Raw genomic sequence first — 15,634 nt, 5'->3', positions numbered from 1 at the left:
TATACCGTCGAAACGCTTTACGGTTTTTAAAAGGCAACAACCGGCACGCCAACAAAAAATGGCCCGGCAGAGCCGGGCCATTTGCTTGTCATATTGAGAGTTGACGCGCGAAGCGTATTGGCGTCACGCCGCGAGCGGCTTCGCCACCAGTTGTTCTTCCCGCTGCCGCGCCCTCGCAAGACTGCTAATCCATACTGCCGACAGTGCGGAGACGACACCGGCAAAGACGCAATACCATGCGATCGCCCACCCCGCATTGCTCGCGTAGCGCTGCACGAGATACGTGGCGATGATCGGCGTCAGTCCGCTCGCGAAGATGCCTGAGAACTGATAGACGAACGAGATGCCCGTGTAGCGCACGTGCGGTCCGAACAGGTCACAGAACAACGCTGCTTCCGGTCCGTACACCGCGGCGTAGAAGATCGAGAACGGAATGATCAACGCCGCCCACACCAGCAGCGGCTGGCCGGGAAAGGTCATCCAGATATAGAACGCCGGCAGCGCGGAGAAGCCGGTGATCAACGATCCCCAGAAGTAGGTTCTGGTGCGGCCGATGCGATCTGACACACGGCCGAAATACGGAATGAACACGCACATCAAGAGCGCTGCGGTACAGACGCCGAGCAACGCTTCCGTGCGCGGGATCTTGAGCTGCGATGTCAAATACGCGATCGAGTACACACCGAAGATGTTGAAGAACACGCCGTCGATGTAACGCGCGCCCATTCCGGCGATGATCTCCCTTGGATATTCGCGGATCATCGTGGCGAACGGCACTTTCACCTCTTTGCGGCTGTCTTTCAGCTTGGCGAATTCCGGCGTCTCCATGATGTTGAGCCGGATATAGAGCCCGATCAGCACCAGCACGAAGCTCAGCACAAAGGCGATGCGCCAGCCCCAGGCGAGGAACTGCTCGTTGGTCAGCGAATAGGACAATAGCGCGACGACGCCTGACGCGAGACACAAGCCAATGGCGAGGCCGATCTGCGGAAGGCTCGCATAAAAGCCGCGCTTGTCTGGCGTCGCGTACTCATACGTCATGAGCACCGCGCCGCCCCATTCGCCGCCGAGACCGATGCCTTGCAGAATGCGCAGCATCAACAACAGGATCGGCGCCCAGATTCCGATCTGCGCATAAGTCGGCACCAAACCGATGAGGAACGTCGCAACGCCCATGATCATCAGCGTGAGCACCAGCATGCTCTTGCGGCCGATGCGATCGCCAAAGTGGCCGAAGATCACGCCACCCAATGGGCGTGTGACGAAGCCCACGGCAAATGTCGTGTAGGCCAACAGCGTCGCGATCACCGGATCGCCCGCCGGGAAATAAAGCTGATTGAAGACAATGCCTGCGACCACTCCGTAAAGGAAGAAGTCGTACCATTCCACCGTCGCCCCGATTAGCGAGGCGATAACCACCCTTTTGAGCAATGCGTCCTTTTCCATTGTTTCCTTCCCCGTTTCATTTTGTTTGTCGTTTCGTCTCTTAAGCCGCCATCGAACTTTCTTTTGCGTCCGCGAGAATCATGTCGGAGGCTTTTTCCGCGATCATCACCACCGGTGCATGAGTATTCCCGGACACCAGCGTCGGCATGATCGAGCAATCCACAACGCGCAGCCCGTCGATGCCATGCACACGCAGGCGTGCATCGGTCACAGCCATGGGGTCAGACCCCATCTTGCAGGTGCCGGAGGGATGGAAAATCGTCGCGCCGTTGCCACGCGCGAAATCGAGAATCTCGTCGTCGGACTGCACCAGCGCGCCGGGCTTGTATTCACCTTCGATGTAGTCTTTCAGCGCATCCGTTGTCGCAAGACGGCGGGCATATTTGATCGACTCCACCGCGCAGATGCGGTCGGTTTCCGCAGCGAGGTAATTCGGCCGCATCGACGGCGGCTCCAGCGGATCGGTCGACTTGATCTCGACGACGCCGCGCGACTCCGGCCGAAGCTGGCACACCGAGAAGGTGCAGCCGGACCAGTCGTGCGGTTTGCCGCCAGCCATATCCGCCGACAATGTGCTGAAGTGAAACTGGATGTCCGGTGTCGTCGATCCCGGCAGTACGCGCGCGAACAGGCCGCCCTGGTTGATGCCGATGCCGAGTGGCCCGGTGCCCTTCATCAGCCACTTCAGGCCGATGCGCGCCTGGCTCGCTAGCGAACGCAGATCGTCATTTGTGGTGATCGGCTTCGAGACGCGGAACATCAGGCGGAATTGCAGATGGTCCTGCAGATTGCGCCCGACGCCCGGCAGATCATGCACGACGTCAATACCGTGGCTCTGCAGCAGCGACGCGGGACCGATGCCGGAGAGCTGCAGCAGTTGCGGTGACTGCAATGCACCTGCGGAGAGGATCACCTCCCGCGCGGCGCGCGCTTCCTTCACCACGCCATTCTGGATGTATCTGACGCCGACCGCGCGCTTGCCCTGCATGATCAGCCCGGTGGCCTGCGCATCGGTCTCGATGCGCAGATTGGCGCGCCCCTTCGCGGGCTTGAGATACGCCACCGCCGAACTGATGCGCCATCCGTTGTGCGTGAACAGCTGGAAGTAACCGACGCCTTCCTGATCGCCACCGTTGAAATCGTTCGTGCGCGGCACGCCGAGTTCGCCCGCACCGCGAATGATCGCTTCCATCAATTCATTCTTGTCGACGATGTCGGACGACCATAGTGGACCGCTGCCACCGTGCGTCTCGCTCGCGCCGCGGCTGTTGTGTTCCGACTTGATGAAGTACGGAAGGATACTGTTCCAGTCCCATCCCGCATTGCCGAGCTGCGCCCAGTGATCGTAGTCCTCGCGCTGGCCGCGAATGAAAATCAATCCGTTGATGGAACTTGAGCCGCCGAGGCCGCGTCCACGCGGCCAGTAGATGCGGCGATCTTTCATGTTGGCCTCGGGGTCTGTGTAGAAGCCCCAGTTGTAGGCCTTGTGGAACATCGTCTTCCCATAACCTATGGGAATGTGGATCCAGAGATAGTTGTCCTTCGGTCCTGCTTCGAGCAGCAGCACCTTGTTCTTGCCATCGGCACTGAGGCGATTGGCGAGCACGCATCCCGCCGATCCAGCACCCACAACGATGTATTCCACCTGCTCTGACATTCCCTACCCAATAATTCCATTTATTGAGACGTTTTGTCCTAAAAAGTTGAATGTCATACTCACTTCTGTCAACGTGGATGAATCCTCGCGAACTCATCCATTGGGACGGCTAGTGAGATCGCTGCAAAGAAATGCGAACGTTAGAACCGGGACACTAGCGATGACGATGCAAACGACTTCTTCGGTTTCAGAACGCGCACTGCTGTTGCTCGAGATCATCGCGAAAGCGGATGAACCACCGACGCTCAGCGAACTGATGTCAGCGATTCAATTGCCGAAAGCGACCACGCATCGCTTCGTCTCGCTGCTCGAACAGCTCGGCTTCGTGCGGCGCGCAGTGGATGGGCGGCGTTACGAAATCGGCCATCGCCTTACGAGTCTCGCGCTCGACGGCATGCGCCATTCATTCGCGCTGGCGCCCCGTCGTGCGATTCTTTCATCGCTCGTTGAAGAGATCGGCGAGACCTGCAACATCACCATGATCGACGGTGATCGCCTGATTTATCTGGATCGCGTGGAGTCCGATTGGCCGCTGCAATTCCGCCTGAAGATCGGCTCGCATGTGCCGCTGCATTGCACGGCGAGCGGCAAGATCTTTCTCGCCTTCGCGCCGTCGCTACGCAAGACGCTGCTGCGCTCGCAGCCGCTGCAGCGCTACACGCCACACACTCTGACGACTGCGGCACAAATCGAAAGTGCGGTGGCCACGATCCGCAAGACGGCGGTCGGTACCGACAACGGCGAGTTCATGGAAGGCATGGCGGCCGCTGCTGTCCCGATCTACGACGCGCGCAATCGCCTTTGCGCCACCGTGGCCGTGCACGGGCCGATTACGCGACTTCCGCTCGAACGTGCCCTCTCGTTCGTGCCTGCCCTGAAGCGCGCCGCTCGGGCGATAGAGAAATCGCTAGCGCCCGTCTCGGTCTCGCAGCCCGCTGACAGCGCCGTCCTGCAGCCCATGTCATAGGGTGACGCCCGACAGCCCCCCGCCGGGTTAACACGCCGGAAACTCAAGCCCCCTAGAATGCGCCGCAGCATGGCCCCGGTGGCCCGATTACGCACGCCTGTGGGCGATCCCGTCATCGCCAATGAAATGACGATCGGGATCGGCTAGAACGCTGCGGACTGAGAACAAAGGGAAAGAGTACATGGCGGGAGCCGATCTGGACGTCGTTATCCGGCGCGTTGCGAAAGAACAGAACAAGAGCCTGGTTGCAGCCACCAAGGAGCGGCGCGACCATTATTTGCAACTCGCGGCCAAGGCAAAGACCAAGGACGCGAAGGAGCGGTACAAGCAGCTCGCCAAGGACGCGATGGAGCTCGGCTCCGCTGCCGCCAAGCGTCTGCAGATGTCCGCCGACAACGTCGCCGACAGCTACGCCCGCGCGATGCGCAAGGCCGCCGAAGATGCAGCCTCCAAACCTGCGGCTGCGCCTGCCAAGCAGGATAAGGCGACAAAGCCTGTGAAGGCTGCGAAACCGGCCAAAGCCCCCAAGAAGGCCTCCGCTAAGAAAGCGAAGACGGCCAAGGCGAAGGGCTGAACAGGCTGCGTGCCTACCGGAACGCTTGTCAGGACTTCACGATTAGCGGCCACCCAAGTTGAAGCGGTAGACCAGCGAGCTGCTGACGGTCTGCATGTAAGGCTTGAATGAGGCATCGAAGAAGCTTGGCCGACCGGATCGCCGAAGAACGTGCCATATTGTCCGCTGTCGACATGCCGTAGTGACCACCGCCTCCAGGGCAGAAGCCAGTCACCGGCAATTGGACAAATGAAAAGCCCGGCGCGAAGCCGGGCTGAAGTTAAGCGGCTTAAGTTGAAGCGGCTTGAGTTCTTTTGGTGGATCAGTAGGCGGCGGCAGTCCCGCCGAATTTGTAGTTCAGGCCGACGCGGACAATGTCACCGAAAACATCATGTTTGATGGAATAGGGATTTAGCGGATTTCCCGCATTGATTGCGGTGTAGGACACGCTCCCCAGTTCATAGTGAAGATATTCTGCTTTCGTGCTCCAATTGCCGGCGAAGGCCCACTCCAGGCCCGCGCCAAAAGCCGCGCCGACCAACGTCTTTGACGATGATGCATTGGTGCAGTCGGCAAATCCGCCGCCATCACAGAACGTGCCCCCACCACCTACCGAGCCCGTAATGTTCGAGACGCGTACGTGACCGTAAGCGAGACCAGCGGTGGTAAAAATCATCAGGCGGTCGAACGTCCAGCCCATGCGCCCGCGCACGGTCCCGAACAGATCAAGCTTCTGTGCTCCCGCCGTCGTGAACAGCGTTGCGCCCCCGCCAACAGCGGGACGGACATCCGTTTGCGCTCTCTTGATGTCTGCCCAGTCGAAGTCGGCTTCTACGCCCCAAACGAATTGATTGATCTGATTGTTGTAGCCGGCCTGAACACCGCCAAGAGCGCCCTTTGCGTTGCTTGCAATCACCGGATCGATCGCCAGCCCAACAAATGCGTCAAAGTTGGGAGTACCGGCGATGTGGACAGAATCATTGCTCCATCCATAACCTGCGTTCACACCGGCATAGTATCCGGCCCAGTTGTACGCCGGATCGATCATCGGTGCCTTGGCATAGGTTCGCGTGCCAACGTCGGCGGCGTGTGCTGTCGTGACAGCGGCCAAGATCGTCACCACTGGAGAAAGCCGCGCTGCAAATTTCATCGTCATCATACCGGTGTGAGTCTGGACTCATATCGATACAGTTGATCGCCACGCGCGGCTTGGACTGGTCGGCAACGCGGTTAGGACAGGACGATGTTTTCCACGATTTGAAGTCATCGTCTCTATTCGGCCACACGCGAAGGCCTGATCGCTGCCCTCTCCTTTGCTCTCAAGCGGGATCGAACCGGCGCGCGCAATCGCGCGACAAAGCTATGATCAATTCGGGCGCAGCTATGGACCTGTCGGACTCGGTACCCACTTTGATTGTCATCTGGATTGGGACGCTGGTGCTGGCCGTATTTCGCTCCGGCGCCCGGGCCCCCAATCTTCGCCTTCGGGCGTTGAGCGTCGCATCCTGGTGGATCACCAATGCGTCATGGCTTTCGATCGGCGTTGTCATCCATCAGGCCCATTATCGAAACCTGTTGTCGCTTCCGGCCGCACTTTCTTTGATCGTCCTGTCGTACGCGGCTCTGGCCGGAGCCAACTGGTTTATAGGGGCTCGGTACATCGACGGGAGGAACCGCTCGTAAGTCATTCGCTGGCGAGCGGTGTCGCAGTCAATTAGGATCGCGCCTATGTCGCCCGGCTAGCGGCCGCCGGCAATCTCGTTGCTGGCTTTCGGGCCATTGGTTGCCTGATTGGCCCCGTAAGGGCCCCCGCCTGCATAGAGATTTCCCGGAATCCCGTAGCCCGGATAGGGATTTCCCGGAATGCCCGGTCCCGGCACGTAGCGCATCGGCCGATCATAGGAACCGTAAGCCATCCGCGGATTGCGATAGCAGTAGGCATTAATCCCTGACGCCGCTGCGTTGCATTGCGCGTAGCTTCGATAATAACACGTTCCCGGCCCTGCTTCATCGCTCGTGCGCAGACAGAACGGATAGTCCTGTGCCGCAGCCGGAGACGACAACGCAGCCAAGGACGCGACGAACGCCGAGATCGCCAATGATGATTTCCACATTTGTTTTCCTTTCCACTGCTGGGAAAAACAGAAACCAGCTTGATCGTTCCTGACACTCCTTGACCCGCTTCGACATTTTTTCGGGTTGCGCATGCGCTTAACGCAGGAACGTACGCCGCGCCGACGCTTTAGATCATCTGGAGGTCACATGCGCGAAGACAAGTCAGATCACACAACTGGGAACACTGAGACCGAGGTCGATACGGCGCCGCTGGTGCTGGGCGCGATATGTATGGCTCCGCTGGCGTTGGCTGGTGCGTGCTTACTGTTTCTGACGTAAGCATTCGGCACATTGCGCGAGCAAAGGAACATCTGCCGTTGCGTCATTATCGCAAAATCAAAGCGCCGCGACAGTGACATCTGCCGCGGCGCAATAGATCTGAAAAGCCGAGAGAAGCCGGGGTGCTGATCGCGAGCCGCCTCAGCTGATGGTCGCCCCGCCGTCGATCACCATCGACTGGCCAGTCATAAAATTGCCAGCGGCGGAGCCGAGGAACACGGCTGCACCTGCGATTTCGTCCGGAATGCCGATGCGCAGCAGCGGCGAACGCGCGGTCGAGTTCTTCAGCGTTTCGGGGTTGTCCCACAGCGCCTTGGCGAAATCGGTCTTGATCAGGCCGGGCGCGATGCAGTTCACGCGGATGTTGTGCTTGCCATATTCGCAGGCGAGATTGCGCGCGAGCTGCATGTCGGCCGCTTTCGAGACGCAGTACGCGCCGATGGTGGTCGAGCCCTTCAAGCCGCCGATGGACGAAACGATAATGATCGAACCGTCCTTGCGCTCGATCATCTGCGGCACCACCATGCTGATCAGCCAGTTGTTGGCGATGATGTTGTTGCTCAGGATCTTGCTGAACTGGTCATCGGAGATGTCTGCCATCGGGCCGTAGTACGGATTCGACGCCGCGTTGCAGACCAGCACGTCGATCTTGCCAAAGGCGCGGTTGCTCTCGTCGACAAGGTTCTGCAGGTTTTCCTTGCTGGAGATGTTGGCGGCAATCGCGATGGTCTTGCCCTTGCCGTACTGCTCGTTGATCTCCTTCGACACCTGATCGCAGACATCCTGCTTGCGTGACGAGATGACGACCCTGGCGCCGTGCTCCACCATGCGCTCGGCGATGGCGCGGCCGATGCCGCGGGTCGAGCCGGTGACAACGGCAACTTTGCCGGTCAGATCGAACAAGGTCATGCGTTTCTCTCCCTGAAATGTATTTCGGCTATTGCGCCGACAGTTTTGATTATCCGAGCTTGGTCGCGACTTCCGGCCCGGCAGGCTGATGCATGGCATCGTGCGCGGGACTTGCGATCCACGGCTGCTGATTGATCATCGGTACGCGCCAGCCGCTGTGGCCGTCGCTCGCGAGATGGTCCAGCCGCGTCACCGAACAATTGTCGATGGTGAAGGCAAAGCCAGCCCCAGCGTCCAGCCCCAGCGCGAATGCGATCGCTGCCTTGATCGTCCCGCCATGGGCGACGCAAACGACATCCTTGCCCGCATGCTCGGCGTTGACGCGCTTGATCGCCGCGACTGCGCGATCCGACAGGTCGTTGAAGCTCTCGCCGCCCGGTGCACGTTCATGGGCGGGCGCGAACCAGTAGCTCGCAATCGACGCCGGACGGGCGGCAAAGAACGCCGCGCGATTCTTGCCCTGCCATTCGCCGAGATCTTGTTCGGCGAAGGCTTTGTCCTTGATCATCTCAGCCGGCGGGTTCAGGCCCGCGGCCCAGATCGCTTCCGCCGTCTGATGCGTGCGCTTGAGGTTGCTCGCATACCATACTGCATTCTTCGGCAGGAACTTCGCGACGCCTGCGAACACCGCCCTGTCGCTGCAATCGCAGCCGAGATCGGCCTGCCCGTAGATATTGCCGCCGTCCTCGCGCACTGGTGCGTGCCGCACCCACCACCAGCGGGTCGATGTGACGCCCGCAGGCACTGCGTGTTGGGCGACGAATGGTTTTCCGCTGGGGCTCGACATGCCTAGTACCCGCTTTCCGAAGTTCGTAATACGTCGCAGCACCCGCTTTGCGAACTTCGGAAAGCAAAGGGTACTAGCAACTTTATTTTTCTAGTACCGCTTTCGATTTGAAGTCCCTGAACGTGTCAGCCACAACTGATGCAGGGACTTCAAATCGGCGGTACTAGATCAGATCGGTTTGCCGGCGTAAGGCATCGAGGCAGTGAGGCCGCCATCGACCGGGAACGCCTGGCCGTTGACGTAGGACGCTTCATCGCTGGCGAGGAACAGCGCCATCGCCGCGATCTCGTGCGGCTGGCCTGCGCGCTTGAGCGGATTAAGCTGGCCGATCTTGCCTTCAGTGCCGCGCTCTTTCGCGCCGTCGAAAATTCGTTTGGTCATACCGGTCTCGATCAGTCCGGGGCACACTGCATTGATGCGGACGCCGGTGCCTGAGAGAGAATAAGCCGTGGTCTGGACCAGGCTGATGACGCCCGCCTTGCTGGCGGCATAAGGATGGCCGCTCGCGCCGGACTTCAGGCCCGCGACCGATGCAGTGCAGACAATCGCACCGTGGCCCTGCCCAACCAGATGCGGCATGGAATGTTTCACAGCGAGGAACGGGCCGATCAGGTTGACGCGCAAGATTTCGGCCCAGTGTTCCGGCGTCTGCTCCGACAGCGGCACGAGACCGCCGCTGATGCCGGCATTGGCCCAAATTGCATCGAGCTTGCCGTAAGTGGAGATCGCCTTGGCGATGTAAGCCTTCACATCGTCTTCAGAGCCTGCGTCCAGCATCATGGCTTCCGCGGTGCCGCCCGCCTTGCGCACCTCCTCGAGGGTTTCTTTGACGCCTTCGGTCTTGTCCACCGCGATCAGCTTCGCGCCTTCCTTGGTGAACATGAGCGACGCTGCGCGGCCGATGCCGCTGCCCGCGCCGGTGATGATGACGGACTTGCCTTCGAGGCGGCCCAGCCGTTCTCCTGACATGACGTTCTCCCGAGCGTTTTTATGAGGATAGCTCTATAAGATGGCTTGGGCGCGTGATGCCGCGCCCTGCCCGATCGCGTGTGTGCGTGTCAGCTTGCGCCGGCGAGCTGCGCGTATTTCCATGACGCCTGCGCCAGCGGAATGCGCCGCGCAGCGGATTCCTGCGCCTTGGCATTCGCTGCCGTGCCATCGACAATACGCTTGGCGATGCCCTGCACGATGCCGGCGAGGCGGAACAGGTTATAGGCGAAATACCAGTTGAGGTTTTCGATCGGCGGCACGTTGGCCGCCTTGCAGTAGATCGCCTCGGCCTCTTTCATGGTCGGAATGTTGAGCGCCTTGAGGTCCGCACCATCGAGGCCCGGCATCACCCACTGCATCAACAGATACGCGAAATCCGCCATCGGATCACCGAGCGTGGACAGTTCCCAATCGAGCACAGCCTTCACCTGCGGCTTATCCGCGTGGAAGATCATGTTGTCGAGCCGGTAGTCACCATGCACGATGGAGACGCGCGTCTGTTGCGGCACCGTCTTCGGCAGCCACTCAATCAGCTTGTCCATTTCCGGGATGACGTCGGTCTCGGATGCACGATACTGCTTGGTCCAGCGATCGACCTGCCGCGCGAAATAATTGCCCGGCTTGCCGAAGTCACCGAGACCAATCTTCTCAGGCTCGTAGCTGTGCAGCTTCGCCAGCGTTTCGATCTTCGACGTGAACACCGCGCGCCGCTCGTCGGCCGCAAGGTTCGGCAACTGAGGATTCCAGAATACGCGGCCCTCTTCCATCGACATGATGTAGAAGGCCGCGCCGATCACGGTGTCATCCATGCAGAGCGCATAAGCGCGCGCCACCGGAAAGCCCTGCTTGTGTAGGGCTGCGATCACCTTGAACTCGCGATCGACGGCGTGAGCCGACGGCAACAATTTGCCGAACGGCTTACGCCGCATCACGTAAGAGGTCTTTGGAGTATCGAGGCGATACGTCGGGTTCGACTGACCGCCCTTGAATTGCGAGACCGTGAGCGGTCCCGCAAAACCTTCGACATGTTCGCTCATCCAGCGCGCCAGACTTGCTTCGTCGATACGATGACGCTCCTCGACCGGCTTGGTGCCGGAAAAGTCGGCGTCGTCCCTTACCCCTAGACCCATTCTTCTACCCGTTTCAGTTGATTATTTGGCGGGTGCGTTCGCGTATTTGCGAAGTTCAAGCCGCGCGATGGCGCGATTGTGAACTTCATCCGGGCCGTCCGCAAGCCGCAGCGTACGAATGCCTGCGTAGTCCTTGGCGAGACCCGCTTCGTCCGACACACCGGCGCCGCCGTATGCCTGGATCGCCTGATCAATGATCTTGAGTGCCATGTTCGGCGCCGCGACTTTGATCATCGCGATTTCGAGCTGAGCGCTCTTGTTGCCGACCTTGTCCATCATGTCAGCAGCCTTGAGGCAGAGCAGACGGTTCATCTCGATGTCGGTGCGGGCTTCGCCGATGCGCTGCTCCCACACCGAATGCTCGATGATCTTCTTGCCGAACGCGGTGCGCGACGACAGGCGCTTCACCATCTTCTCCAGCGCTTCTTCGGCCTTGCCGATGGTGCGCATGCAGTGATGGATGCGGCCCGGACCAAGGCGGCCCTGCGCGATCTCGAAGCCGCGGCCTTCGCCGAGCAGGATGTTGCTGGCCGGAACGCGGACGTTCTCGAGCTTGACCTGGGCGTGGCCGTGCGGCGCGTCATCAAAACCGAACACCGGGAGCATCTTCTCGACCGTGATGCCCTTGGTGTCGAGCGGCACCAGAATTTGCGACTGCTGCTGGTGCCTCGCGGCGTTGAAATCGGTCTTGCCCATCAGGATCGCGATCTTGCAGCGCGGATCGCCGACACCCGACGACCACCACTTGCGGCCGTTGATCACGTAATGATCGCCGTCACGCTCGATACGGGTTTCGATGTTCGTCGCATCCGACGATGCCACTGCGGGCTCGGTCATCAGGAACGCGGAGCGGATTTCGCCGTCCATCAGCGGACGCAACCACTTCCGCTTGTGCTCCTTGGTGCCGTAGCGCATCAGCACTTCCATGTTGCCGGTGTCCGGCGCGGAGCAGTTGAACACTTCGGACGCCCAGGAGATGCGGCCCATCTGCTCGGAGAGCAGCGCGTATTCAAGGTTGCTCAGTCCCGCACCGCGGAATTCGTCGTCTTCGTGCGACGACGGCGGCATGAACATATTCCAGAGACCTTCGGCCTTCGCCTTCTTCTTCAGGTCTTCGAGGACCGGAATGACTTTCCAGCGGTCGCCCTGCGCGTCCTGTTCCTTGTAGGTCGGAACAGCCGGCCGCACATGGGTGTTCATGAAGTTGGTCACGCGTTCCAGCCACTCGCGCTGGCGATCCGACATCGTAAAGTCCATGGGACGTCCTCACTGTTGTTAATTGGAAATCGTCTTGCAACACTGTCGGCCGGCTGTCCACATCCAGAGAAGAACGTCAGCCTTGCTGACGTGAACGGATCGCAGCAACAGCCTTGCCGCACGATAATCTTGCTGCTAGGTTGATTTCATACATTTGTTTGAATTACAAGGCGCCATCCAAACAAATGTTTGATTTGAATTCCGCTACGCGAAACACCCTCTTACCAATTGGCCCGAATGCCGAGCGATCATACGAAAACCGCCATCCTGACCGCCGCCGAAACGCTGTGGGCGGAGCGCAGCTTTGGCGAAGTGACGATGCGCGATATCGTGGCTGCGGCAGGGGTCAACCTCGCGGCGGTGAACTATCACTTCGGCTCGAAGGATGAGTTGCTGGCGGATCTGTTCGTCAGCCGCACCACAGTGCTGAACCGTGAACGCTTCGCCGAACTGAAAGCCGCGGAAGAAGCCGGCGGCGGCAAAGCGAGTGTCGATGCCATTCTGCGCGCGCTGGTTGGCCCGCCACTGCGATGGTGTCTCAGTCCAGATCGGCAGCGATCGGCAGCGGCGCGCTTCCTCACCCGTGCCTCCGTCGAGACTGTGCCGCCGATCAAAAAGATCGTCGACCGCGAATTCCGTCACCTTCAGCGTTTCGCGACGGCGTTGCGCAACGCCCTGCCCGATCGCGAAGAGGTCGATATCTATTGGGGCTTGCACTTCGCCTTGGCGATGATCCGCCAGACCGTGACCGACAATGAGCGTTTGCGCAAATTGTCCGGCGGCTTGTGCGACACCAGCAACACCGACGACATCATCCGCCGGATTGTCGCGGTCGCGACCGATGCGCTCGTCGGAGACGGCGCAATGGCTCAGCACCTAAGCGTGCGCGCGGCGGGACAGCGGAAGAACTGAGCGGCATTTCAGCGTGCGCTCGCACACTCATATGGTTGAACAGATGCGTTCGCGGGACGCACGCGCCATACACAGCGGTCACAAACGAAAACGAGGTGCGACGGAAACCCGGTGCACCTCGTCATCACTTTGACAGTCAGCCCGCGCGACTAAGCCGCTCGGGCAAGACAGATATCAATACGGGCAGACGGTCCGATGCCAGCGGCGGCTCCAGTAGCAGCCACGGACCGGAGGCGCGACGTAGAAGCCGTAGCCGCGTCCACGGCCCCAACCGCGGCCCCAACCACCACCGCGGCCCCAGCCACGTCCGCCACCGCGGCCCCACGCTTCTGCAGATGTCGATGTTGCGGACAGCAGAACTGCCGAAGTGCCGATGAGGCTGACGCCGTAAACTGCAACCAAGGCCATCGCAGCCAATACACGTGTCAAAAAGCTGCGAGGCTTACCTGTCTTCTGAGCCATTTAGGATCTCCCATTTGCGGGAAAGCACCTGCTCAGCACTTCCCGCCTGCGACCTGTGAACCTGCTGTCCCAATCAGGCGATTCAAAAAAGAACCCGGCATCATCGAAATGTGCCGAGTCCGTCATCCGGGCGGCAGACTATGGTGAACCTATACCTCCGGTCAAGCGACCGAATGATTACAGTTGGTTTATGAGAGGCTTCATGAACGCTCATTCATCTCGTGCCGTAACATTGCGTTCATATGACCTCGCACTATGCTGGCGCTCCTCGCCAACCGGCCACCATCCTGCCTTCCGCATTTCACCAATGCGCGATGACTCAATCCGCTCCGAATGCTCCTTTCAGAAGATCGTCAATGTCTAAGAAACATACCTATGTCCTCGGCCTGAACACCTACGACCATGATGTGAGCGCCTGCCTGCTGCGGGATGGCGAGATCGCGTTCGCGATCGCCAAGGAGCGGATCACCCGTGAAAAGCATGCGAGTGGCTTTTACAAGGAAGTGATCGATTACTGCCTGGATGCCGAGGGCATCACCATGGACGACATCGATCTGGTGGTGCGCAACTGCTACATCCTTCCTGTCCCGGAGATGGAGCAGCGTCTCGTTTATCAGGACCTGCCGGGCTTCCTGCCCGAATTCGAGCGATCTGAAGCGAAGAAGCACCCATTATATCTATCGCACTCAGATAAAGTGGTGTCGATCTCTCACCATCTGGCGCATGCTTACAGCGCCTTTGCCGCCTCACCGTTCGAGGATGGCGTGGTGATGATCGTGGACGGCGTGGGCAGCTACCGCTCGGACGTCTCCGAACCCTACCCCGCGGAAGATTTCGGCTCAGCGTTAGCACGTGAGTCCGAGAGCTATTACAAATTTAGCGGTACGACGCTCGAGTGCATGAAGAAAGTCTGGATGGAGCCGGACCGTGGCTTTCTCAGCGATGAATTCTACAACATGCCTGGCCTCGGCGCGCTCTACAGCCGCGCCTCGACTTATGTGTTCGGCGACTGGAATAAGTGCGGCGAGTTGATGGGCCTTGCGCCTTATGGGCGGCCGAACCGCGTCAAGTCGACCATGGAGATGCAGGGCGAGAAGCTGATCGTTCCGCGCTGGAGCCAGGAGCTCAACCGCCCCTACATCATGGGCGGCGACGAGAAATGGGAAACCAGCCCGTCCATGAAGCACTGGGAAGATCTCGCCTGGCGCGTGCAGGACGACACCGAGAACGTGCTGCTCGCGCGCGCCAACTGGCTGCGCGAAAAGACCGGCGCGAAGAATCTCTGCATCGCAGGTGGTGTCGCGCTCAACTGCGTCGCCAACGGTCGCGTGGCGCGCGAAGCCGGTTTCGACAATGTCTGGATTCAGCCGGCCGCCGGCGATGATGGCATCGCAATCGGCTGCGCGCTTTACGGCTATCTCGAAGTGCTGAAGCAGAAGCGCAACTTCGTCATGACCCATTCCTATGTCGGGCGGAAATATTCCGACCGGGAGGTCCATGACGCAAGCCAGCGCCCGCTCACCCGCATCCAGACCACCCAAGTGAAGAGCGACAACATCTGCCGCGACACCGCGAAGCTGCTCGCCGACCAAAAAGTGATCGGCTGGTTTCAGGATCGCTCCGAGTTCGGCCCGCGTGCGCTCGGCAATCGCAGCCTGATCGCCGATCCGCGCAAGCCGGAGATGAAAGACATCCTCAACAGCCGCGTGAAGCACCGCCAGCCATTCCGCCCCTTCGCACCGATCGTGCTTTATGAACGCGCCAACGAAATCTTCGAAGGCGACGAAGATTCACCCTTCATGCTGATCGCGAAGAACGTGTATCCGGCATGGCGCGATAAAATTCCCGCGATCGTGCATGTGGACGGCACCGCGCGCGTGCAGACCGTGCGCGAGGAGACCAATCCGATGCTGTACCGGTTGCTGAAGGAATTCGAGGCGCTCACCGGGGTGCCGGTGCTGATCAACACCTCATTCAACGTGAAGGGCGAACCGATCGTCGAGACCCCTCACGATGCCGTGGTGTGCTTCATGACCACCGGCATCGACTATCTCGCGATGCACGACACGCTGATCTCGAAGAACGCGCTTCACAAATTCCTCGGCCCATTGGTCGGCGTCTATTCCGACGTCGCAACCGTGGTCACGTCGAACATGAAGCCTTGAAACTG

Annotated in this window: 16 protein-coding genes; 6 read left to right on the top strand and 10 right to left on the bottom strand. The window is 59.9% G+C overall.

Going from position 1 to position 15,634, the window contains the following annotated elements; genetic code table 11:
* Nucleotides 1-123: 123 nt before the first annotated feature.
* Nucleotides 124-1,446 carry an MFS transporter gene (locus tag ACZ5C3_RS07865; protein WP_464044630.1) on the bottom strand — a complete coding sequence of 441 codons (1,323 nt, stop codon included), beginning with the start codon at nucleotides 1,444-1,446 and terminating at the stop codon, nucleotides 124-126.
* Between the two features lie 40 nt (nucleotides 1,447-1,486).
* Nucleotides 1,487-3,103, bottom strand: a complete 1,617-nt coding sequence (locus ACZ5C3_RS07860) for a GMC family oxidoreductase (protein WP_464036641.1) — start codon at nucleotides 3,101-3,103, stop codon at nucleotides 1,487-1,489.
* Nucleotides 3,104-3,263: 160 nt separating this feature from the next.
* On the opposite strand from ACZ5C3_RS07860, the gene ACZ5C3_RS07855 reads away from it, so the two are divergent.
* The gene (locus tag ACZ5C3_RS07855) at nucleotides 3,264-4,070 is read left to right on the top strand and encodes an IclR family transcriptional regulator (protein WP_464036639.1); all 807 of its coding nucleotides are present in this window, start codon (nucleotides 3,264-3,266) and stop codon (nucleotides 4,068-4,070) included.
* A 181-nt stretch (nucleotides 4,071-4,251) separates the two neighbouring features.
* Complete coding sequence (locus ACZ5C3_RS07850) at nucleotides 4,252-4,644, top strand: hypothetical protein (protein ID WP_464036638.1); 393 nt, start codon at nucleotides 4,252-4,254, stop codon at nucleotides 4,642-4,644.
* A gap of 301 nt (nucleotides 4,645-4,945) precedes the next feature.
* Here ACZ5C3_RS07850 and ACZ5C3_RS07845 read toward each other — a convergent pair whose 3' ends face one another.
* Complete coding sequence (locus tag ACZ5C3_RS07845) at nucleotides 4,946-5,773, bottom strand: outer membrane protein (RefSeq protein ID WP_464036636.1); 828 nt, start codon at nucleotides 5,771-5,773, stop codon at nucleotides 4,946-4,948.
* Between the two features lie 212 nt (nucleotides 5,774-5,985).
* On the opposite strand from ACZ5C3_RS07845, the gene ACZ5C3_RS07840 reads away from it, so the two are divergent.
* Nucleotides 5,986-6,306 carry a hypothetical protein gene (locus tag ACZ5C3_RS07840; protein ID WP_464036634.1) on the top strand — a complete coding sequence of 107 codons (321 nt, stop codon included), beginning with the start codon at nucleotides 5,986-5,988 and terminating at the stop codon, nucleotides 6,304-6,306.
* Nucleotides 6,307-6,362: 56 nt separating this feature from the next.
* Here the strand turns inward: ACZ5C3_RS07840 and ACZ5C3_RS07835 are convergent, their stop codons facing one another.
* Complete coding sequence (locus ACZ5C3_RS07835; RefSeq protein WP_464036632.1) at nucleotides 6,363-6,737, bottom strand: DUF3551 domain-containing protein; 375 nt, start codon at nucleotides 6,735-6,737, stop codon at nucleotides 6,363-6,365.
* A 148-nt stretch (nucleotides 6,738-6,885) separates the two neighbouring features.
* Here ACZ5C3_RS07835 and ACZ5C3_RS07830 point away from each other — a divergent pair, with 148 nt between their 5' ends.
* A complete protein-coding gene (locus ACZ5C3_RS07830; RefSeq protein WP_464036630.1) occupies nucleotides 6,886-7,017 on the top strand; it encodes a hypothetical protein in 132 nt (43 codons plus the stop codon).
* 141 nt (nucleotides 7,018-7,158) lie between these two features.
* On the opposite strand, the gene ACZ5C3_RS07825 is transcribed toward ACZ5C3_RS07830, so the two are convergent.
* The 5 genes from ACZ5C3_RS07825 to ACZ5C3_RS07805 form a co-directional block, all read right to left on the bottom strand.
* On the bottom strand, nucleotides 7,159-7,926 hold the full coding sequence (locus ACZ5C3_RS07825) for an SDR family NAD(P)-dependent oxidoreductase (protein ID WP_464044629.1): 768 nt from the start codon (nucleotides 7,924-7,926) through the stop codon (nucleotides 7,159-7,161).
* Nucleotides 7,927-7,975: 49 nt separating this feature from the next.
* Entirely contained in the window at nucleotides 7,976-8,713 is a 738-nt protein-coding gene (locus ACZ5C3_RS07820; protein ID WP_464036628.1) for a histidine phosphatase family protein, read from the bottom strand.
* A gap of 168 nt (nucleotides 8,714-8,881) precedes the next feature.
* Nucleotides 8,882-9,667 carry an SDR family NAD(P)-dependent oxidoreductase gene (locus tag ACZ5C3_RS07815; protein ID WP_464038287.1) on the bottom strand — a complete coding sequence of 262 codons (786 nt, stop codon included), beginning with the start codon at nucleotides 9,665-9,667 and terminating at the stop codon, nucleotides 8,882-8,884.
* Between the two features lie 104 nt (nucleotides 9,668-9,771).
* Entirely contained in the window at nucleotides 9,772-10,833 is a 1,062-nt protein-coding gene (locus ACZ5C3_RS07810; protein ID WP_464036626.1) for a phosphotransferase family protein, read from the bottom strand.
* Nucleotides 10,834-10,854: 21 nt separating this feature from the next.
* Entirely contained in the window at nucleotides 10,855-12,090 is a 1,236-nt protein-coding gene (locus ACZ5C3_RS07805) for an acyl-CoA dehydrogenase family protein (protein WP_464044628.1), read from the bottom strand.
* A 237-nt stretch (nucleotides 12,091-12,327) separates the two neighbouring features.
* Between ACZ5C3_RS07805 and ACZ5C3_RS07800 the strand changes: the two genes are divergently transcribed.
* A complete protein-coding gene (locus tag ACZ5C3_RS07800) occupies nucleotides 12,328-13,002 on the top strand; it encodes a TetR/AcrR family transcriptional regulator (RefSeq protein ID WP_464036624.1) in 675 nt (224 codons plus the stop codon).
* 174 nt (nucleotides 13,003-13,176) lie between these two features.
* On the opposite strand, the gene ACZ5C3_RS07795 is transcribed toward ACZ5C3_RS07800, so the two are convergent.
* A complete protein-coding gene (locus ACZ5C3_RS07795) occupies nucleotides 13,177-13,464 on the bottom strand; it encodes a hypothetical protein (protein ID WP_464036623.1) in 288 nt (95 codons plus the stop codon).
* A gap of 356 nt (nucleotides 13,465-13,820) precedes the next feature.
* On the opposite strand from ACZ5C3_RS07795, the gene ACZ5C3_RS07790 reads away from it, so the two are divergent.
* The gene (locus ACZ5C3_RS07790; RefSeq protein ID WP_464036621.1) at nucleotides 13,821-15,629 is read left to right on the top strand and encodes a carbamoyltransferase family protein; all 1,809 of its coding nucleotides are present in this window, start codon (nucleotides 13,821-13,823) and stop codon (nucleotides 15,627-15,629) included.
* The last annotated feature ends 5 nt before the right edge of the window (nucleotides 15,630-15,634 follow it).

The organism is Afipia dichlorophenoxyacetatis, from assembly GCF_055386385.1.
The sequence above is the reverse complement of the archived record's forward strand: the minus strand, read 5'-3'. Positions and strand labels throughout refer to the sequence as shown.